This window comes from Bradyrhizobium cenepequi, assembly GCF_020329485.1.
GTDB classification, from domain to species: Bacteria; Pseudomonadota; Alphaproteobacteria; order Rhizobiales; family Xanthobacteraceae; genus Bradyrhizobium; species Bradyrhizobium cenepequi.
In genome coordinates this window covers 105,510-124,582 of record NZ_JAGKJI010000012.1, presented here as the reverse complement: position 1 = coordinate 124,582, position 19,073 = coordinate 105,510, and the positions used below count along the sequence as shown (strand labels likewise).

The following is a 19,073-nucleotide window of genomic DNA, read 5'->3' as shown; positions in this document are numbered from 1 at the left end:
GACAAACGGATTGCGGCCGGCGCCCGCAGCTGCGGGTTTCCGAGAGTCCAATGAGCCAGTTGCCCATCCTTGGTCTCTCATCTCACTAGTCGGGAGATCGCACGCAAAAGCCGCAAACTTTTTTTCGGCTTGGCCCAAGCTTTTTCCGCGCCGGTTACCGACTCAAGCGACCAAAGTCCGTTCGTCAGCTCAGCAGCACGATCCCGCCGGGAAGCGAGCGCGTCCGCGCACCGAATGTCCGGCTGACATAAGCCACCACATCGTCGATCTGGTCGATGCGGAACCCGGCCACGACCTTGCGTCGGCCCAGATCATCGTTGAGCAGGACAAGCTTGCCGGGACGATAGCGATTCACCTCCTCGACCACTTGGGTGAGAGGCACGTCACGGAAGAGCAACAGCCCACGCTGCCACGACGTCACAATGTTCGAATCGACAGCAACCACGGGCCCGAGGCTTTGCGCATCATAGCGCACCTGCTGGCCGGAGCCGAGTACCGCTGCAAACGAACGACAGGTCACCTGGACGGTCCCTTCGCTGCAGGTGACGCAGACCGAGCTGTCGTCTCTGCGGATATCGAAATGCGCATGGTCCGCCAGCGCCTGTCCGTCCGCTGCCGCAACAATGACTGGGCTCGAGGCGTCGCCCCGCACATCGACCGCGACCTGGCCGGAGATGAGTTCCACCCTGTGAGCACGATCTGCCCCGCGCGCCGCCAGGCTCGTCCGCGTGTTCATCTCGACCGTGACGCCAGAGGCGAGCGAGACCTCTCGTCGCTCACCGGTCGCCGTGCGGTAATCGGCCGTGAGCTCAGAGATCGCAGGCCAAAGATGAAGCGGCGGCTGGATCGCGACGTAGGCCAGGCCGGCAGCAGCGGCAGCTGCCGCAGTGCCGGTCAGAAACGCGCGCCGCCCCAGGGGGCGCGAAGGAAGAACGGTTTGCGGGCGGCGCTTGCCGCCTTCGCGCGCAACCGGTTCCAGAACATCCCAAAGCAGATTCGCGCGGGCGAAGGCGCGGCGATGCGCCCGGCTTTGCGCACGCCAGCGATCGAGCGCTTCGATGTCGGTGCTAGTCACCTCACCCGAAGTGAGGCGCCGCAGCCAGTCGAGGGCCTCGCGCTGCAGCTCCTCCGAAGACGCGGCTCCGCCACCACTCTCCACGTCGCCTGACTGTCCCTTCTCAACCATGCGCAACTGCAATCATTGGCCGCTTCCACACTCTAGGACGGTTCGGCGGAGCCAGAACCGCGCCGCAACGGGCGTTTTTTTCCCAGGCGCTTGGCGAAGAACTCGAAAGCGGCCTTGAGTTCACGGTCCACGGTATCGACCGAGATGCTAAGGCGCGCGGCGATGTCGCGATGCGGAAGCTCGTCGAGGCGGGCGGCGATGAAGATGGCCTGCCGGCGCGGCGGCAGCTCATCCATGGCGCGCAGAAGCGCTCTCCACTCCTCGCGCGCCGCTGCTGTCTCCTCCGGATCGAGCTCATGATCGTCGCGTCGTCGCAAAGCTTCGATCGTCGCCTTGTCGACCCAGATGCGGTCGGCCTCGCGGCGGTCGGCCGCGACATTGAGCGCCACACGGTAGAGATAGGCATCCGGGCTTCGGATGGAGGCGGCTGCGTCGCCGGCATGCAGTCGGAGATAGGCATCATGCAACACCTCCGAGGCGAAGTCGGCCGAACCGAAACGACGCGTGAGCCGATCTCTCAGCTTGCCATAGTTCTGCTCCAGAAGCTGACGCAGCTTCACCGGCCGGCTCCCTGCGCCACCGAACGGAAATCGTCTTGCGCGCGAAGGCCTGGGCGTTCCGCCGGACAAGCCGCGCTCTCCGTTGCGCGCGGCATGATGGCGAGCTTCACGGGTTGCGGGAGCCCGGACGGAAGGGGCGCTCCGACATCGAGGTGTTGCAACGTGCTCGTCACCGCCATGTCGAGCTTGCGGTCGCCCGTCGAATGCCCAAGCTCTGCCCGCGTCACGACGCCTGCAGGGTCGAACCACAGACGCATCACGGTGCGATAGGAGGTCGGGCGCGCGTCGCTTCGCCGACATAAAGCGTCTGTGACCGCTGCCTGGACGGCAGCCGCAAAATCGATGAAACGCGGCAGCGGGGGCCTTGCCGTTCCCTGCACAAGCGTGAAGAGACCGCTTCCGACGGCGCGCGCCTCAAGGCCAGTGCCCGCAAGCATCCGGCGCAGCGCCTGTTCAGGCGTAAAGCTACCCTTGAGCGACGAGGACTGTCGCCCGTCCGTCAACCCGCTAGCGACGATGATCGCGAGGCTGCTCGCCGCCATGAGGCGCTCCAGCGCAACCGCCAAGGGTTCGGAAGGAAAGTCGAATGCAGTCGGTTGATCGGACTGTCGGAGCACCGACGGCAATTGCTGGGCACCAAGAACCGAACCTGCCGCCGCCCAAATCAACCCCGCCACCAGCACGCATTGAATGCTGCGCCTACGCAAGAGAGTCACTGCTGGTGTCACGATTGATCGATCGGCTCGACGACGAACAACACGGCTGTTCGAGCCAAGGCCCCACCCCGCTACCGGTTGAACCTTTGGACAGTAACTTGGCTTTGCGAAAACCGCGTGACAGCGCTTGACCGGCAATGGATGACATCGCCTCAGCCGGCGCCATCTCTGCAGGCCGCGCCGTGCGCCTCACCTGCGATGCAGCCTCGACGCTCGTTCGGCCGAACGCGAGGTCGCGAGCAGCGCGGCTTCAGAAGGATCGTTATCAGGTTTGAATTTTGCTCGGCCTTGTGCTTCTTTGCCGGCGTCATCGGTGCCCTCAAAGGGTGAAACGGGAACGCGGTGCGGGACTCTTCCCAATGCCGCGGCTGCCCCCGCAACTGTAAGCGGATATCTGCGATCCGGATGCCACTGGGCCTGCCAAGCAGGCTTGGGAAGGCGGATCGCGAGACGACCGCGAGCCAGGAGACCGGCCGTTGACGGGTATCAAACTCGTTCGACGGTGGGTCGGCGGAAAGGGCATTCATGGGCTTGCGGCGTTTTCTTGCCGTGTGTGCGGCCGTTGCTGCATGCGGTCACACTGGCGCGATGGCTCAATCGCGTCCTGAACAACTCCCTGCGGTCATCGTCAATCCAGAGGCCCGGTCCAAGCCAGCCTCGAGGAACAAGCGAACGTCTTCAACGACTCATCCTGCGCGCCCGGCGCCAAGCAGCGAGGCTCGTCCGGCGGCTTCCGAGGTGGTTGTCACCCCCGACCGGACGCTGGAGCCCACGAGCCGGACCGGAAGCTCGGTCAGCGTGGTCACGAACGAAATGCTCGCGACCAGCAATCCGACCTCGCTCGTCGACGCGCTGCGGACAGTGCCCGGGCTCGATATCACCGAAAGCGGCGGACCGGGCGCGACGACCAATGTGCGCTTGCGAGGCGCCGATACCGGTCAGACGCTGGTCATGATCGATGGTATCAGGGTCAACGATCCCACCGCCGCCAGCGGCGATTTCGATTTTGCGATGTTCGCCCCGAGCGCGATCGAGCGAATCGAGGTGCTGAAGGGACCGCAGAGCGCACTCTATGGGTCGGATGCGATGGGCGGCGTGGTCAACATCATCACCAAGAAGGGCACCGGTCCGGCGCAATTCGACGTTCGCACCGAGGGGGGAAGTTACGGCACGGCGGCCAGCAGCGCATCGCTGATCGGAACCTCGGGGCCGTGGTCCTACGCATTCACGGGAAGCGGCCAGCACAGCAACGGCTTTTCGCGCTACGGCTATCGCATCCCCGCGCTCGAGGCGAAGTATGGCCCGCTCGAGCGCGATGGCTTCGACCGCGTCGGCGGTTCGGCACGCGTCGGCTACGACGCCGGCGAAGGCGTACGCCTGGAGACGGGCATGCTGGCCTCGTTCACGCGGTCCGCCTACGACCAGGCCAGCGGAACGTTCCCGGACACGCCGTCGAGCGCGACGCGCCTTCTCGAACAGGTCTGGGGACGCGCCTCGTTCGACACGTTTGGCGGCATTCTCACCCACAGCGTGAGCGCATTTGAGACGCATATCGACCGCTCGTTCGACGATGTCACCTACAAGATCAACAAGCTGCCGCAGAACACCACGTCCATCCTCTCCAATTTCGTCGGCGACAGCACCGGCCTGGAATATCAGGGCAACCTGAAGGTCGGCCCGCTCGGATCGATCATCGTCGGATCGCGCGTGCAGCACGAAACTGCGAGCACCTCCACCACCAAACTGCTGCCGATTCCCGGAGCGCCGACGCCACAGCTCGCGGGGACGCAGGACACGAATTCGGTCTTCGCACTCTGGCAACTGCCGATCGGCGAACGGCTCAACATCACGATGGGCGGCCGGGTCGACGACGTCGTCGACGTCGCGCGGTTCGAGACATGGCGAGCCACCGCGGCTTACACGATCGCGGAGACCAACACCAAGCTGCATGCGAGCGCCGGGACAGGCGCCAAGGCCCCCACGCTCTATCAGCTCTATGCGCCGACCTACGGCAATTCCGCGCTTAGCCCCGAAGAGAGCTTCGGCTACGACGCCGGCATCGACCAAAACCTGTTCGGAGGCCGCGTCGTGGTTTCGCTGACGGGCTTCGGCAACAGGTTCAGCAACCTGATCGACTTCGTGATCGATACGGCACATCCGCTCGGGCACTATGTGAACGTCTCGCGTGCCGAAACCGACGGAGTTGAGCTTGGCGTCAATGTCGATATCCTGCCGGGCTTCCTGCGATTCAACGCCGCCTATACCTATCTGCAGGCCAAGGATCTTTCGACCGGGTTGACGCTGTCGCGCCGGCCGGAAAACCTGGCGCGATTCTCGTTGCCGATCACACCGATCAAGGACTGGCTGATCGAGCCCCGCGTGCTTGCGGTATCCAAGCGCTACAGCGGTTCAAACGAGACGCTGCCGCTTGACCCCTACGTGCGCGTCGATCTCTATACTGAATACAAGATCGACCAGACCTGGAAGGTGTTCATGCGCGGCGAGAACATTTTCAATGAGCACTATCAGGAAGTGTTCAACTATGGCACGACCGGCCCCGCTGCATATGCCGGCTTTAGTGCCCACTGGTGAATCGGACGTGATGATTGACGCGCGGGATATGCTATTTGATCGAATGAAGCGCGCTGGCCAGGCGATTGAGACCATCGTCCGACGCAAGGCCAAATCGCAGCCATTCGCGCGCCCCGTCGAGGCTGCGGCACCAGATGTGTCGCCGCGCCAATTCGGCGTGCAAAGTCGGAGCATCGGAATGGGAGGCAAGGCGAAAGAGCGTGGTCCCTCCGACAAGCTGAAGGCCGGCCGCTGTCAGAACATGATCCAGCTTCTTGGCCTCACGAGCGAGCTTCGCACGCATCGCATCAGCCCAGGATCGATCCCGCAGAGCGGCCGTACCGAGATGAAGCGCCGGGCCGGATACCGGCCATGGACCCAGCGCCGCGGCGATACGCTCGACGATATCGCGTCGGCCGATTACGAAACCAAGACGAAGTCCGGCGAGCCCATAGAACTTGCCGAAGGAGCGCAGCACGAGGATGGGAAGCTCGGCGCTCATCGCGGCAGCGCTGACGCCGGGATCGACATCGGCAAAGGCCTCGTCGACGACCAGCCAGCCACCGCGACGATCGAGCCGCTCGGCGGTGCGCCGGAGCGCCTCGCCATCCGTGACACGTCCATCCGGATTGTTGGGACTAACGACGACAGCGTGAACGGCGCGTTCAGGCAGTGCGGAGAGATCATTCACGGCGATGATCTCCCGGCCTCCGCTGCTCCACGCGGCCGAATGCTCGCCATAGGTTGGCGTGACGATCGCAACCGCTCCGGGACCGGCGAGATACGGGATCCACTGAATGAGAGTCTGGGTGCCGGCGGCGGCCGCTATACCCGCATCGTCGGGCGCACCGTAGGCTTCGCGCGCGGCGGCGAGCAGGTCCTGCTCGTCGGCACGCGATGGCAAGCGCGTCCATGCACTCCCTGGAATCGGGTGCGGAATGGTCCACGGCCAGGGATTGATGCCGGTCGACAGGTCGAGCCAGTCCGCAGGCTCGCCGCCATGGCGCGCAATGGCTTCCGTCAGATCACCGCCGTGCTTCATGATCGCTTCATGCCATCAATCGCGGTCCTGCGCGAGACCCTTGTTTGCGCAACGTTCTCGTTGACCGCAGCACTGTTCGGAGCCCATGTCGCTCATGCAAGCGATCTGCCACGCGTCGCTTCCATCAATGTTTGCACGGACCAACTGCTGTTGGCCCTGGCCGATCCAAGCCAGATTCTTGGCCTCAGTCCCTATTCGCGCGACCCCGCCCGCTCCTGGAACGCGAAGACGGCCGCAGCCTACCCTCGCCTGTCGGGTGAAGCCGAAGATGTCCTGATCCTGCAACCGGACGCCGTAGTCGCCGGCAGGTTCACCAAGCGTGCAACGCGCGAACTGCTGAAGGACAGCGGCGTCCGCGTGGTCGAATTCGATGCTGTGCGTTCGCTGGCAGACGCGAAGAGCCAGATTCGGCAGATGGGCGAACTCCTGCACCAGATGGATCGCGCCGCATCCGAAATACGGCGACTGGATACGGCAATCCAGCATGCGAAGGAGGCGGTATCGCAGCGACCCTATCGCGTGCTGGCCTTGTCGCGGCGCGGCTGGGTCTCGGGTGGTGGCAGCTTGATCAGTTCCATGCTCGCCACGATTGGCTTGAAGAACGCGGCAAGTGACCTCGGCAACAAGCTCGGAGGCTTCGCGTCGCTGGAGGCGATCGTCAACCTCAGACCCGATCTGCTGCTCGTGTCCGATAGCGGCGACTTCGCGGAAGACGAAGGCCAAGCATTCCTGCTGCATCCGGCGCTAGAACGCTTCTATCCGCCATCGAAACGCCTGGTCGTTTCCGACAGGCTGACCGTCTGCGGCGGGCCGATGCTTTCGGACGCGCTGGAACGCCTCGTCGCCGAACTAAACCGCGTGGCGCGATGAGATGCTGACTGGAAGCGACACGATCTTGATCGTTGTGCTGGCGATTGCGTTCGATGCGCTGATCGGCGATCCGGATTTGCTGTGGCGCCGCTTCCCTCATCCGGTAGCTCTGATGGGCTTGGCCATCAACCTGCTCGATCGCACGCTGAACCGCGAGCAATGGTCGGCCGCACAGCGCAAGGCCGCGGGCTGCCTAACCACCGGCGTGCTGGTCGCGACCTGCGGAAGCCTCGGCTTGCTGCTGGAAGCCGCGCTGGGATCGACGCCGCTCGGACACGTAGCCCAGGGACTCCTGGCCTCCATCCTGATCGCGCAGCGGAGCCTCTATCAGCATGTCAGCCGGGTCGTCTCGGCTTTCACCGACAGCGGACTTGCCGAGGCAAGGCGCGCGGTCTCCATGATCGTCGGCCGCGATCCGGAACAGCTCGATGCCAGCGGCGTCTCGCGTGCAGCGATCGAATCCTGCGCGGAGAATTTTTCCGACGGCGTGGTCGCGCCTCTGTTCTGGCTTGCTCTGCTGGGGCTGCCGGGGTTGCTCGTCTACAAGGTCGTCAATACCGCGGATTCGATGATCGGCCATCGCAGTGCCCAATATGAATCCTTTGGCTGGGCGGCGGCGCGGCTTGACGATCTGCTCAACCTTGCGCCTGCAAGATTGGCTGCTGTGCTGATCGCGCTGGTGGCGCCGATCGCAGGTGGCTCCGCGGCGCAGGCCTTCAAGGTGATGTGGCGCGACGCTTCAAAGCACCGCTCGCCGAACGCGGGCTGGCCGGAAAGCGCCATGGCGGGCGCGCTCGGTCTCGCCCTGGTTGGCCCCCGCAGTTATGGCGATCGCCTCGTCGATGATCCCTTCCTCAACGCCGGCGCGCGGTTTGACGCCGGTGCTGCCGACATCCGCCGCGCACTCAATTTGCTGATTGCCGCCTGCTCGCTGGAAGCAGCGATCTATGCCGCGCTGGCGCTGGTGGTTTGACGGCTCCTTGCGATCTCCAACATGCGGTCAATGTCGAGATGCGCTTCCAGATGATCGGCCAGCGCGTCAAGCGCGGCCTCGATCTTTGCCTCGTAAGCAACAGACGAGGCGACCCCGAGATTGGCGAGCCACGCCTTTCGGAAAGCGTCATTGACGAACAGCCCATGCAGATACGTCCCCTGCACGCGGCCATCGGCCGAGCTGGCGCCATCGGGACGACCGTCGATCATGACCACCGGGCGCACGCAATCTTCACCGCCGGTGCGGCCAAGATGGATCTCGTAGCCCTCGATCGGGCTGCCTGTGGCGCAATGAATACCCCGCACGAGCGTCGTCGATTTGTCGGCACCCATGGTCGTGGCGATATCGAGCAGCCCGAGCCCCTCCACCGTGCCTGCCGGGCCATCGATGCCATCGGGATCGGCGATCGTCCGGCCGAGCATCTGGTAGCCGCCGCACAGGCCGAGCACCTGCCCGCCGCGCCTGGCATGCGCCTTGATGTCGATATCCCAGCCCTGCGCGCGCAGGAAGGCGAGATCGCCGATCGTCGATTTGCTGCCGGGCAGGATCACGACATCGGCGTCAGCCGGGATCGGCTCGCCTGGCCTCACGAACACCAGCCTGACGCCGGGCTCCATGCCCAACGGGTCCAGATCGTCGAAATTGGCGATACGTCCAAGCACGGGAACGGCGATGACCTTCTGCGCGGAAGACGTCTGCGCGCGATCGAGATCAATGGCGTCCTCGGCAGGCAGCCAGGCGGCCTGAGGCAGCCACGGCACCACGCCGAGCGAGGGCCAACCGGTCAGACGCGTCACGGCTTCAAGTCCCTGGTCGAACAGCCTGGGATCGCCGCGGAACTTGTTGATCAGGAAGCCGCGAGTCCGCGCGCGCTCCTCCGCTTCCAACACGAGATGGGTCCCCACAAGACTTGCGATGACGCCGCCGCGGTCGATATCGCCGAGCAGCACCACCGGTACATCGGCTGCCGTGGCGAATCCCATGTTGGCGATGTCGCCAGCGCGCAGATTGATCTCGGCCGGGCTGCCGGCGCCTTCGACGAGCACGATATCTGCGGCGCGAGCGAGATGCGCAAAACTGTCGAGCACCGCGGGCAGCAGCGCCGCCTTCTTTCCGAGATAGTCGGCCGCGCGAAGCGTGCTGCGTCGTTTGCCCTGCACGATCACCTGCGCCCCTGTGTCGGTCTCGGGCTTCAGCAGCACCGGGTTCATGTGAACGCTGGGCGGCATCCGCGCGGCGCGCGCCTGCACCGCCTGCGCGCGGCCGATCTCGCCGCCATCCACTGCGACGGCTGCATTGTTCGACATATTCTGCGGCTTGAACGGCGCGACCTTGAGGCCGCGCCTCACCAGCAGCCGCGCCAGGCCCGCGACGACAGTCGACTTCCCCGCATTCGATCCGGTGGCCTGGATCATCAGCGCCGGTGTCGGCCGTGCCATCAGAATTCGACCCCTTTCTGGGCCTTCACACCGGCTCGGAACGGATGCTTGACCAGCGTCATCTCGGTCACCAGATCGGCCATCTCGATCAGCGAGGCGTGCGCGTTGCGACCGGTGATGACGACGTGCTTGTCGGCCGGCTTCTCGTCACGGAGAAAGGCGAGGACCTCGTCGATCGGAAGATAATCGTAACGGAGGACAATGTTGAGCTCATCCAAGAGGATCATGCGATGGCGGTCGTCGCGGATCAACTCCTTGGCGCGCTCCCAGCCTTTCCGGGCGGCTGCAATGTCGCGCTCGCGATCCTGGGTTTCCCAGGTGAAGCCCTCCCCCATCACATGCAAGGTCACGAGGTCTGGAAACCTGGCCAATAGCCGCGCTTCTCCCGTGTCCCATTTCGGCGACTTCGTGAATTGCACCACGGCGACGGGATAGCCGTGACCGATGTGCCGAAACACCATTCCGAGCGCGGCTGATGTCTTGCCCTTGCCGGTACCGGTATGGACGATCAGCAGGCCCTTTTCCCCGGTCTTGGTCGCCATGATCTTGTCGCGCGCGGCCTTGTGCTTGCGGGCCTTCTCGCGATGGCGGGCGTTCTCGTCGTCAGTCGCGTGGGATGGATTCGTCATGCGATCTCTCTCTTTGCTTCGTGCAGGTTTTCGGCGATCAGGTCGGCGGCGCGATTGGAGCGTGGCGTCCATAATCCGCGCCTGATGGCTTCGGCGAACCGGGCAGCCATCTCGCGGAGCGCCGCCGGATTGGACTGCTCGATGAAAATTCGCACCCGGTCGTCTTCGAGATAGGCCGCGAACAACTGATCAAAGTGATGATTTGAGACCGCATCGGTCGAGGCGGCAAAGCCGAACAGATAATCCACCGTGGCTGCCATCTCGAATGCGCCCTTGTAGCCGTGTCGCATGACGCCGGCGATCCATTTCGGGTTGGTGGCGCGGCCCCGTACGACGCGCGATATCTCATGCGCCAGCGGCCGTACCGCCGGCATCTCGGGCCGCGACGTATCGATATGCGCAATGCGGGCTGCCTTCCCGCGCAATGTCGACACAGTTGCCGCCAGTCCGCCCATGAACTGATAGTAGTCGTCAGAGTCCAGAATATCGTGCTCGCGATTGTCCTGGGCCTGCGCGATCAGGTCAACGTCGGCCAGCCGCGCGACAAGATCATCACGGGCAGCGCTCCCCTCGGCGCCAGCGCCATAGGAATAGCCGCTCCAATCCAGATAGACGTCAGCGAGATCGGCGCGATCGTCCCAGCCCCCCTCGTCGATCAAGGCTTGCAGCCCCGCGCCATAGGCGCCCGGCTTTGAGCCAAACACGCGATTGCTCGCGCGGCGCTCGGCCACCTCACGGCTGATGCCGCTTGCTTCCAACGCCTGCCGTCGCTGGCGAACATTGACAGCGATGGGATTGGCGTCATCGGGTTCGTCGAGCGCCGCGACCGCCGCCACCGCGCTCGCGACGATGTCCATCTGGGTCGGGAACGCATCCCGAAACAGGCCCGAGACGCGGAACGTGACATCGATGCGCGGACGCTTCAGTTCGGACAGGGACGTGATCGCAAAGCCAGTCACCCGTCCGGAGGTCTCCTCCCATGTCGGTCGCACGCCGAGCAAGGCAAGCGCCTGCGCAACATCATCGCCGCCGGTGCGCATGTTGGCGGTCCCCCAGGCCGACAACGCAATCGTGCGCGGCCATTCGCCGGTTTCCTGCCAGAAGGATTCGACGAGCCGTTCGGCCGCCAATTGCCCGATCCGCCAGGCCGAGGGAGTTGGCACCGCCCGCACATCAACCGCAAAGAAGTTACGGCCGGTCGGCAGCACGTCGGGTCTGCCACGCGTCGGTGCCCCCGAGGGACCAGGAGGTACGAAGCGGCCGTCAAGACCGCGCAGCAATGCCGCCATCTCCTGCGCCGGGCTCGCATCGATGGACCGGCGCAATCTCGTCTCGATCCAGTTCAGCACGGCTTTGGTGCGCACCCACGATGGATCCGGCTTCATCCCACCCGACACCAGCTGCAACGCCAGCTCTTCGATTCGTTCGACCGTGTCTCCCGTCGTCCGCCACACGTGCGAGCCGAACTCGGCCAGGACTGCCGGTCGTGGTCCTGTGAATGTGCCAGCGAGGTCGCGGGTCAGCGGGTCGAAATCGGCAAGACCGAGATCGAGTGCCAGCGAGCGATGCAACGAGGCGTCTTCCGCCTTGCGGTCCGACCGCGGCACCCGCGCGATCGACACGAGCAGATCGGCGCATTGTTTCGGATCCGGCGCATGCCCGAATACGTGGAGCCCGTCGCGGATCTGCATCTCCTTGATGTCGCAGAGATGCGCGTCGAGCGCGCGCAACGCCTCTCCGACAGGCATGTCCCGCGTCAGGTTCACATCGGCATCGAGCCGCTGCGCCCGCGCCGTCGAAAGAATGTCCTCGGCGATAACAGCCGCGCGTTTCGGATCGATGCCGGTCGCGACCGAATATTCGTCCACCATCGATTCCAGCCGCGCCAGATCGTCATGCAATCCGGCGCGCGTTATCGGCGGCGTCAGATGATCGACGATGACGGCGGAGGTGCGGCGCTTGGCCTGGATGCCCTCGCCAGGATCGTTCACGATGAACGGGTAGAGGTGCGGCAACGGCCCGAGCACCGCATCCGGCAGGCAATCGGCAGAAAGTCCAGTGCTCTTGCCCGGCAGCCATTCCAGATTGCCGTGCTTGCCGAGATGAACGATCGCGTGGGCGTCGAAGACGCGCCGCAGCCAAAGATAGAACGCCAGATAGTGATGGGGCGGAACGAGGTCCGGATCGTGATAGGTGCTCTTGGGATCGATGTTGTAGCCGCGCGCCGGCTGCACGCCGACGACAATGTTGCCAAAGCGATGCAGGCCGAGACGGAACACGCCATCGGTGACATGCGGATCACGCGCCGGGTTGCCCCAACGCTCCGTGACCGCACGACGAACATTGAGAGGGAGTGCACCAAACGCCGCCTCGTACTCGGCGAGCGGCCATGATGCGCCGCCACGACGTAAGGCACGGCCCTCAAGCGCATTGGTCGGTCCCTCCTGCAACAGCCGCATCATGTCGGCCGCATCATAAGGAGCGCCGGAAATCTCGTATTCCTCGTTCCTCATCGCGGCGAGGATCCCGATCAGGCTTTGCGGCGTATCCAGACCGACACCGTTGGCAAGACGGCCGTCGCGGTTGGGATAGTTGGCGAGGACGATAGCAACCCGCCGCCGACTCGCAGGCGTGCGTCGCAGCCGCACCCACGCCGCAGCGAGATCGGCTGTCGCCTGCACGCGATCTTCGACCGGTTGGAAGGTCGTCGGCGTGAAGGAACCGAGGCTCGGTCCTGCTTCCTTGAACGCGATGGCATTGGCGAAGATGCGCCCGTCGACCTCCGGCAGCACCACATGCATAGCAAGATCGCGCGGGTTGAGGCCGCGGGTCGAGCCTTCCCAATTCCTGCGGGACATGCCAGCCTGCGCGACCTGCAACACGGGACAATCGGTCTCCGACAATACCCCTGCATTCTCCCGCGCGGTCGCCGTCGCAAAGGCCGTCGCGTTCACGATGATTTCGGGCGGATGCGCGGCAAGCGCCGTGCGGAGGAATGCGATCGAGCGTTCGTCCTTGAGGCTTGTGACATAAAGCCCGACTGCATCGAGCCCACGCGCCGTCAGCGCAGAGCACAACGCATCGATCGCGGCCGTGTCGCCGCCTGCGACCAGCGCGCGGTAGAAGATCACGACGGCGTTGGGGCGTTCGTCCACGGTAGGCTCGTTGTTCCAGAAGCCGGCCGCCGGCATTGGCCGCGCCGACGGCGGCTTGCTGCCATGCCCGATCAGATGCGCGGCGAAGCGGAGCGCCAACCGCGCGTTGTCAATGCCGCCTTCGGTGCAGTAGCGCCACAGTTCATAGGTGTCGTCGGCGCCCAGCGTGCCGCGCGCAGCCAACGTCGCATTCCAGTCGGTTTCGCCGGGAATGCAGGCGAACCTCGTCCTGCGCTGAATCGCGTCGCGGCGAAGGCTCTCGACACCATGCGGCCAATAGCTTTCCCCGCCGAGCATCCGAAGCACGACGATCTTCGCTTCGCTAAGCGTGCGTTCGACATAGAGATCGACGGAGGCGGGATGGCCTAGGGCCAACAGATTGGTCAGGCGCAAACTTGGGAAGTTTGAAGGCAATGCCGCATGCGCAGCGCCGAAGGCCGCCAAATCACTGTCCGCCGCGGACAGTATGACGATATCGGCGGTTTCCTGCCCAAGGTCGCGAGCAACATCGCCGTCGTCGATGCTGCCGCCGCTGTCGAGTTTCAGATGCATGCTCGCCTTTCAAGAGGCTATCCCGCAAGCGCGCGACGGGCCGCGTCGGCGTCGAACCCCTTCAGGCCGATCACGACCAGATGCTCGGCCTGCTTGGCGTCGGGCCGCGCGAACGCCAGTTCAACACGACTGCCGACCGCCTGCACCACAATCGGCGCAGGCTTTTCGGATATCCGGGCATGGCCTTTGACGCGCAGTACGCCCGCGAGACGCAGGACGTCATTAACTCGCGCGCGCATCGCCTCCACGCTCTCGGCCGCCGCAGGCGTCACGACAATGCTGTCGAAATCATCGTGATCGTGCTCCTCTTCCTCGCCGTGATGACCGGCCCGCGCGGCGAGATCGCTCTCGGCACCGGCCTTCATCCCGATGAGCACATCCGGTGCAAGAGCGCCGTGCGAGCGGACGATGCGAACCTCTTGCCTTAGTTGCGCAGCAAGCCGCTGTTCGATGCCGCTGAGCACAGCTGGCGACACCAGATCGCTCTTGGAGAGGACCACGAGGTCGGCGCAGGCGAGCTGATCCTCGAACACTTCCTCGATCGGGTCGTCGTGGTCGATCTCCTCGTCCGCCGCACGCTGAGCCGCGACCGCCTGCTCGTCGAGCACGACCCGTCCCTCGGACAGCGCCAGCGCGTCGACGACCGTCACAACGCCGTCGACGGTCGCGCGCGTGCGGACCGCAGGCCACGCGAACGCCTTCAAGAGTGGCTGCGGCAGCGCCAGCCCGGAGGTCTCGATCACGATCGCATCCAGCGGCTCGTCGCGGGTCAGGAGCTTGTCCATGGTCGGAATGAAATCGTCGGCGACAGTGCAGCAGATGCAGCCGTTGGTCAGCTCGACGATGTCGCCAGGCGCGCAGGCCTTGGCCGCGCATTCCTCGATCAGGCCGCCGTCGAAACCGGCGTCGCCGAACTCGTTGACGATGACGGCGATGCGGCGGCCGTCGGCCTGCGTCAACAGCGAGCGCAGCAGCGTCGTCTTTCCGGCACCGAGGAAACCGGTGAGCACGGTGACTGGAACACGGGACATATTTCAGGACTCCTTAAGAGGAACGTTTGAGCCACAGCGGAAGGCCGGCCGCGACGAACACGACATTGGGAACGCTTGAGGCGACCATTTGATTGAGACGGCCCTGCGCGTCGCGGAATTCGCGGCCGAGCCTGGTTTCGGGCACGATGCCGAGACCGACCTCGTTCGACACCAGGACAACAGGGTTTGCGGCGACGCCAAGAAATTCCGCGAGCCGTTTTGCCTCGACATCGGGATCACGCCCGGCGAGCATCAGGTTGGAGAGCCAAAGCGTCAGGCAATCGACCAGGACCGCACGGCCAGGCCGCGATACCTGTGTCAAGGCATCGGTGAGCGCGAGCGGCTCTTCGATAGTGGTCCAATCCGAACCGCGCCGGCTGCGATGATGCGTGATCCTGCCCTCCATCTCTGCATCATCAGCGGTCGCTGTTGCCAGATACACGCGTGCAAGGCCGCTTTCAGCAATCATCCGCTCGGCAAAGGCCGATTTGCCCGAACGTGCGCCCCCCAGCACCAGCGTGGTCGAAAGGGAAATCATTTCGGGGCGCTCCCATCTTCGGGCGACCAGCGAACGGGCGGCAGCCGTGCCACCATTCCCTTGCGCAGAATGTCGGCGCGCTCGCGCCACGGCACCAGGCCGTACGACGACTTGCGATAGGACTCGGCGAATGACATGACGGCACGCGCTCCCTCGGGCTGGAGGTCGCCAAACAGGAACGTGTAGCCGTCCGAACTCGAAACCGCGACCGTGGTCGGCCGCTTGCACACGCTGAGGCACTGCACGCGCCGGACATGAACGGCAGTATCGCGTTCGCGTTTTGCAAGCAAAATCGCGTCGAACATGGCAGGCCCCGTCAAGGCGCCCTCTGACGCCTTGCAGGTGACACAGACGCTCACGACGACAGGATCGCCGGGCACACTCGCCGGCAAAGATTCATCCGGGCGAGGATCGGGATCTTGCTGATCGAAGTCGTTGCGATCCATCACGGTGCTCAAGTCAGGGCCATGACGGCCGCGAGCTTTGTTGGATCGCGTTCAATGGTGGAACGACCATCGAACTCATCCCGTCCGGTGCACCCCGCCCGACGGACCTCCAAAGCACAATGCGCGATGGCAGGTCTCCTGGCTCGCGGGTCGTCGCCTCTCGCCGCCTTCCCGGTCATCCCAGTGGCTTCGGCTTTGGCTCGCCGCTTACAGTTGCGGGGGCAGCGTCGGCATTGCACCGACTTCCCTTTTTCACCTTCCCGAAGGAAGGACCATCGCCGCCACGCTAACTGTCCCCGCGACGGCGGTCAACCGCAGTTGACCCGCCCGCCTCCTTCGGTCACTTAAGGCGCACTTACGAGGCGCCCATGACCTTCCAAATCCCGCCCGACTGGCAAATCCCCACGATTACTCCAATCGATCAGACGCTTGCCGCAACAATGCGCGCGCGAATCGACGGCAAAGCCAAGCCGCCGGGCTCGCTGGGACGCATAGAAGACCTGGCTGTGCAGCTCGGCATGATCGCCCATCCATCCGCTGCAGCGTTGCATAAGGCCGTCCTGCTCGTGTTCGCTGGTGATCACGGGCTGACGGAAGAAGGCGTTTCGCAATATCCGTCCGCCGTGACGGCCGCAATGGTGAGGACTTACCTCGCAGGTCGCGCCAGCGCCAACGCCTTTGCGGCCGCATCCGACGTCAGCATCCGCGTCGTGAACGCCGGCGTCGCCAGCGAGCTCCCTTCCCATCCCGACCTCCTCGGCATCAGGATTCGGGCCGGCACCGCGAATTCTGCGCGCGAGCCGGCCATGTCGGCCCCGGAAGCGCACAAGGCGCTCGCTTCCGGCTTTGCCATCGCTTCCGGTGAAATCGAGGCGGGGGCCGACATCATCGCGCTCGGCGAGATGGGAATAGGCAACACGGCATCTTCGGCGCTCCTGGTGCATCGGCTGGCGCCTGCTCCACTGAATGACTGCATCGGCGTTGGCGCCGGGCAGGACGAGCCTGGCATGGCGCGTAAGCGCGCAGCCATCCACAAGGCAGCCAATCGCAACGACGTCACGGCGCCGTTCGATGTGCTCAGGGAATTCGGCGGCCTCGAGATCGCGATGATGGCGGGTGCAGCGCTTGGCGCAGCCGCGCGTCGCCGCCCGGTCGTCATCGATGGTTTTATCTCGTCCGCTGCCGCGCTCGTTGCCGTCAGGCTGGCGCCGGCGACACGCGACTATTGCGTTTTCGCGCATCGATCGGCTGAGAAGGGTCACGACATTGTGTTGGCGGTCCTTGAGGCGCGGCCGTTGCTCGCTCTCGAGATGAGACTTGGCGAGGGCACCGGCGCGTTGTTGGCGGTCCCGCTGGTGCGGGCCGCGTCCCGCCTGCTGGCCGACGTCGCCGACCTCAGCGACGTGCTGGAGGGTAGGATCTAGATGAGCCTGGATCGTTTTCGCGACGCGGTCCGATTCCTGACGATCATCCCTGTGGGCGCTTCGAAGGATGCGCCCGATTCCGAGTGGCTGGTCCGCTCGTCGCAATTCTTCCCGCTGGTCGGTGCGATCGTTGGCCTCGCTTCGGCGGCGGCCCTTCTGCTCACATCCCTCGTATTAGGACCAGTAATCGCGGCGCTCATGGCAGTGCTCGCAAGCGTTCTCCTCACCTCCGCATTCCACGAGGATGGCCTCGCCGATACCGCGGACGGCTTTGGCGGCGGCTGGACGGTCGAACAGCGTCTCACCATCATGAAGGACAGCCGGATCGGAACCTACGGCACGCTCGCGCTGCTTTTCGCAATCGCATTGCGCGTCGCGGCGCTCGCCGAGATGCCGGCCTGGACCGGCGCGGCGGCGCTGATTGCAAGTGGAGCCGCCGGCCGCGCCGTGGTCCTGCCGGTCGTCGGCTGGATGAAATATGCGGGCAACACCTCCGCGATGAAGGTGGCCTATGCGCCCTCTCCGCTCCGGCCAGGCGAAATCGGTTTCGCGACGATTGTCGTGCTGCTCGCGCTGACGCTACTCGCCGCGGCCTCCGGCACGCATGCTCCGTTCACGCTCCTTGTCGGCATCTCATGCGGCATCGCACTGGCCATTGCTGTCACGCTGTGGTCGCGACGGCTGATCGGAGGCTATACCGGCGACGTGCTCGGGGCGATCGAGCAGGTGTTCGAGGTCGGTTTTCTGCTGGGCGTTGCTGCCGTCATCCGGTCGATTTGACAATCCACCGCAGCAGCTCGGTTTTTCGGCGCCCGCTGCCTCGTTAGCGGAATTGCCAGCACCAGAACGGATCGCCGCGATCGCGACGCTCCGTGATTTCGACACGCATGAAACGATCATGTGCGAGCGCGGCGCCGACCCAAAGTTCGTTCCAGGCATCGAACACCGCCGGAGACAGCGGCCCCCGCTCCGTCATCAGGCGCCATGAGGTCTGCCGTACGCTTGCGGTCGTGCCCTGCGCGCGCAACTCGGCGTCATCGCCCTGCCCGCGGGCAATGCGAGCGAAGGCGCTAGCAAAGCCCAGGGCGCCGGGACCGACACCGCCGAGCAGAGACGCGACGTCATCAAAGGTATGCATCCCCACCAGCCGCGCTGCAGCGCCGGCAAGGTGACCGCCTTCGTCGGGACCGAGCACCGCGATGGTTTCCGGCACGATCGAGGTGATGTATTCCATCGCGTAGTTGCGCAGGACCTTTTGCAGGCGCTCTTCAGGCCAGGTGTTTTCCGGAAGCCGTGGCGCAAGATCGGCTCGAAACGGGGGACATTGCTCGCCGGGCGAGAATTGCAGCCGTTCATCGGGAGTGAGGTCGTGATCCCATTCCTTGTAGTAGCCCTCCAGACCGGGCTGTCCGTCGACCGTCTGTCCCGTGCAGACGAAGCCCAGTCGCGGATTGCCGAGGACGACGCCGTTATTGGCATGCCATCCTCGCAGCATCGCGTGCGACACCTCCGATGGAATGCCGCAAATCGCGGTGCCCGACCAGATCCACCGTGGCGGCGGATATCGCACCCAGGCCTTTTGGTCGCTCTCGTAGACATACTCGACCTTCACGCCGCCGACCTGGTTCGAGAGATAGTGGTATTGCGCGCAGGCCACTGCGTGCGGAAGCTTATCGAGCCCGAGCTTCTTCAATCCCGGAACGAAGCGAGCCAGTTGCTGGCGTCGGAAGGTGCGGAACACCACCTCCGCCGCGCGCGCGGCGCCGGCGCGGGACGACAGCATCAGGATGAGGCCCGTGAGATAGGAATGGTATATCAGTTCGACGGCCCGATAGGCGGCCACGTCATCCTTGGCTCGGCTCTCCGCGCTTCCACTCATTTTTCTTCTCCAAACCCGCGACGACGAAATCCGCGATCGTC

16 protein-coding genes and 2 riboswitches are annotated in these 19,073 nt (G+C 64.6%); of the genes, 5 read left to right on the top strand and 11 right to left on the bottom strand.

Annotated features, from left to right (window positions below):
• Positions 1 to 184: 184 nt before the first annotated feature.
• The 3 genes from J6497_RS15945 to J6497_RS15935 are packed head-to-tail and all read right to left on the bottom strand — an operon-like array spanning position 185 to position 2,288.
• Positions 185 to 1,186 carry a FecR family protein gene (locus tag J6497_RS15945; RefSeq protein ID WP_225705211.1) on the bottom strand — a complete coding sequence of 334 codons (1,002 nt, stop codon included), beginning with the start codon at positions 1,184 to 1,186 and terminating at the stop codon, positions 185 to 187.
• Positions 1,187 to 1,218: 32 nt separating this feature from the next.
• Positions 1,219 to 1,746 (bottom strand): RNA polymerase sigma factor, encoded by a 528-nt coding sequence (locus J6497_RS15940; RefSeq protein WP_225705210.1) that lies wholly within the window; start codon positions 1,744 to 1,746, stop codon positions 1,219 to 1,221.
• The gene (locus J6497_RS15935) at positions 1,743 to 2,288 is read right to left on the bottom strand and encodes an STN domain-containing protein (RefSeq protein WP_225705209.1); all 546 of its coding nucleotides are present in this window, start codon (positions 2,286 to 2,288) and stop codon (positions 1,743 to 1,745) included. Before J6497_RS15935 ends, J6497_RS15940 begins: the two co-directional genes overlap by 4 nt.
• A gap of 468 nt (positions 2,289 to 2,756) precedes the next feature.
• Positions 2,757 to 2,954: riboswitch (cobalamin riboswitch) on the top strand.
• Between the two features lie 33 nt (positions 2,955 to 2,987).
• Here J6497_RS15935 and J6497_RS15930 point away from each other — a divergent pair.
• A complete protein-coding gene (locus J6497_RS15930) occupies positions 2,988 to 5,054 on the top strand; it encodes a TonB-dependent receptor plug domain-containing protein (RefSeq protein WP_312010298.1) in 2,067 nt (688 codons plus the stop codon).
• Positions 5,055 to 5,085: 31 nt separating this feature from the next.
• Here J6497_RS15930 and cobD read toward each other — a convergent pair whose 3' ends face one another.
• Complete coding sequence (gene cobD / locus J6497_RS15925) at positions 5,086 to 6,075, bottom strand: threonine-phosphate decarboxylase CobD (RefSeq protein WP_225705207.1); 990 nt, start codon at positions 6,073 to 6,075, stop codon at positions 5,086 to 5,088.
• A gap of 9 nt (positions 6,076 to 6,084) precedes the next feature.
• Between cobD and J6497_RS15920 the strand changes: the two genes are divergently transcribed.
• Positions 6,085 to 6,945 (top strand): ABC transporter substrate-binding protein, encoded by an 861-nt coding sequence (locus J6497_RS15920; protein ID WP_225705206.1) that lies wholly within the window; start codon positions 6,085 to 6,087, stop codon positions 6,943 to 6,945.
• Between the two features lies 1 nt (position 6,946).
• Positions 6,947 to 7,918, top strand: a complete 972-nt coding sequence (gene cbiB, locus J6497_RS15915; protein ID WP_225705205.1) for an adenosylcobinamide-phosphate synthase CbiB — start codon at positions 6,947 to 6,949, stop codon at positions 7,916 to 7,918.
• On the opposite strand, the gene J6497_RS15910 is transcribed toward cbiB, so the two are convergent.
• From J6497_RS15910 to J6497_RS15885, 6 genes are read right to left on the bottom strand one after another with little or no spacing between them, the layout of a single operon-like run.
• Positions 7,891 to 9,378, bottom strand: coding sequence for a cobyric acid synthase (locus J6497_RS15910; RefSeq protein WP_225705204.1), 1,488 nt, complete (start codon positions 9,376 to 9,378; stop codon positions 7,891 to 7,893). The two genes, cbiB and J6497_RS15910, sit on opposite strands and share 28 nt — an antisense overlap.
• The gene (gene cobO / locus J6497_RS15905) at positions 9,378 to 10,007 is read right to left on the bottom strand and encodes a cob(I)yrinic acid a,c-diamide adenosyltransferase (RefSeq protein WP_225705203.1); all 630 of its coding nucleotides are present in this window, start codon (positions 10,005 to 10,007) and stop codon (positions 9,378 to 9,380) included. The genes J6497_RS15910 and cobO overlap by 1 nt, the downstream gene beginning before the upstream one ends.
• Complete coding sequence (cobN, locus tag J6497_RS15900; RefSeq protein ID WP_225705202.1) at positions 10,004 to 13,714, bottom strand: cobaltochelatase subunit CobN; 3,711 nt, start codon at positions 13,712 to 13,714, stop codon at positions 10,004 to 10,006. Before cobN ends, cobO begins: the two co-directional genes overlap by 4 nt.
• Before the next feature lie 17 nt (positions 13,715 to 13,731).
• The gene (gene cobW / locus J6497_RS15895; protein WP_225705201.1) at positions 13,732 to 14,745 is read right to left on the bottom strand and encodes a cobalamin biosynthesis protein CobW; all 1,014 of its coding nucleotides are present in this window, start codon (positions 14,743 to 14,745) and stop codon (positions 13,732 to 13,734) included.
• A 13-nt stretch (positions 14,746 to 14,758) separates the two neighbouring features.
• Complete coding sequence (cobU, locus tag J6497_RS15890) at positions 14,759 to 15,283, bottom strand: bifunctional adenosylcobinamide kinase/adenosylcobinamide-phosphate guanylyltransferase (RefSeq protein ID WP_225705200.1); 525 nt, start codon at positions 15,281 to 15,283, stop codon at positions 14,759 to 14,761.
• The gene (locus tag J6497_RS15885) at positions 15,280 to 15,729 is read right to left on the bottom strand and encodes a DUF1636 domain-containing protein (RefSeq protein WP_225705199.1); all 450 of its coding nucleotides are present in this window, start codon (positions 15,727 to 15,729) and stop codon (positions 15,280 to 15,282) included. The genes cobU and J6497_RS15885 overlap by 4 nt, the downstream gene beginning before the upstream one ends.
• Positions 15,730 to 15,840: 111 nt before the next feature.
• Positions 15,841 to 16,021: riboswitch (cobalamin riboswitch) on the bottom strand.
• 76 nt (positions 16,022 to 16,097) lie between these two features.
• Between J6497_RS15885 and cobT the strand changes: the two genes are divergently transcribed.
• Both cobT and cobS read left to right on the top strand, forming a co-directional pair.
• Complete coding sequence (gene cobT, locus J6497_RS15880) at positions 16,098 to 17,153, top strand: nicotinate-nucleotide--dimethylbenzimidazole phosphoribosyltransferase (RefSeq protein ID WP_225705198.1); 1,056 nt, start codon at positions 16,098 to 16,100, stop codon at positions 17,151 to 17,153.
• Positions 17,154 to 17,933, top strand: a complete 780-nt coding sequence (gene cobS / locus J6497_RS15875) for an adenosylcobinamide-GDP ribazoletransferase (RefSeq protein ID WP_225705197.1) — start codon at positions 17,154 to 17,156, stop codon at positions 17,931 to 17,933.
• 43 nt (positions 17,934 to 17,976) lie between these two features.
• On the opposite strand, the gene J6497_RS15870 is transcribed toward cobS, so the two are convergent.
• On the bottom strand, positions 17,977 to 19,032 hold the full coding sequence (locus tag J6497_RS15870) for a hypothetical protein (RefSeq protein ID WP_225705196.1): 1,056 nt from the start codon (positions 19,030 to 19,032) through the stop codon (positions 17,977 to 17,979).
• Positions 19,033 to 19,073 lie beyond the last annotated feature (41 nt).

Excerpts from the sequence above, each read along its gene's own strand:
- J6497_RS15945 (WP_225705211.1), bottom strand. The coding sequence starts at position 1,186 with ATGGTTGAGAAGGGACAGTCAGGCGACGTGGAGAGTGGTGGCGGAGCC.
- J6497_RS15935 (WP_225705209.1), bottom strand. The coding sequence starts at position 2,288 with ATGGCGGCGAGCAGCCTCGCGATCATCGTCGCTAGCGGGTTGACGGAC.
- J6497_RS15930 (WP_312010298.1), top strand. The coding sequence starts at position 2,988 with ATGGGCTTGCGGCGTTTTCTTGCCGTGTGTGCGGCCGTTGCTGCATGC.
- cobD (WP_225705207.1), bottom strand. The coding sequence starts at position 6,075 with ATGAAGCACGGCGGTGATCTGACGGAAGCCATTGCGCGCCATGGCGGC.
- J6497_RS15920 (WP_225705206.1), top strand. The coding sequence starts at position 6,085 with ATGCCATCAATCGCGGTCCTGCGCGAGACCCTTGTTTGCGCAACGTTC.
- cbiB (WP_225705205.1), top strand. The coding sequence starts at position 6,947 with ATGCTGACTGGAAGCGACACGATCTTGATCGTTGTGCTGGCGATTGCG.
- J6497_RS15910 (WP_225705204.1), bottom strand. The coding sequence starts at position 9,378 with ATGGCACGGCCGACACCGGCGCTGATGATCCAGGCCACCGGATCGAAT.
- cobO (WP_225705203.1), bottom strand. The coding sequence starts at position 10,007 with ATGACGAATCCATCCCACGCGACTGACGACGAGAACGCCCGCCATCGC.
- cobN (WP_225705202.1), bottom strand. The coding sequence starts at position 13,714 with ATGCATCTGAAACTCGACAGCGGCGGCAGCATCGACGACGGCGATGTT.
- cobW (WP_225705201.1), bottom strand. The coding sequence starts at position 14,745 with ATGTCCCGTGTTCCAGTCACCGTGCTCACCGGTTTCCTCGGTGCCGGA.
- cobU (WP_225705200.1), bottom strand. The coding sequence starts at position 15,283 with ATGATTTCCCTTTCGACCACGCTGGTGCTGGGGGGCGCACGTTCGGGC.
- J6497_RS15885 (WP_225705199.1), bottom strand. The coding sequence starts at position 15,729 with ATGGATCGCAACGACTTCGATCAGCAAGATCCCGATCCTCGCCCGGAT.
- cobT (WP_225705198.1), top strand. The coding sequence starts at position 16,098 with ATGACCTTCCAAATCCCGCCCGACTGGCAAATCCCCACGATTACTCCA.
- cobS (WP_225705197.1), top strand. The coding sequence starts at position 17,154 with ATGAGCCTGGATCGTTTTCGCGACGCGGTCCGATTCCTGACGATCATC.
- J6497_RS15870 (WP_225705196.1), bottom strand. The coding sequence starts at position 19,032 with ATGAGTGGAAGCGCGGAGAGCCGAGCCAAGGATGACGTGGCCGCCTAT.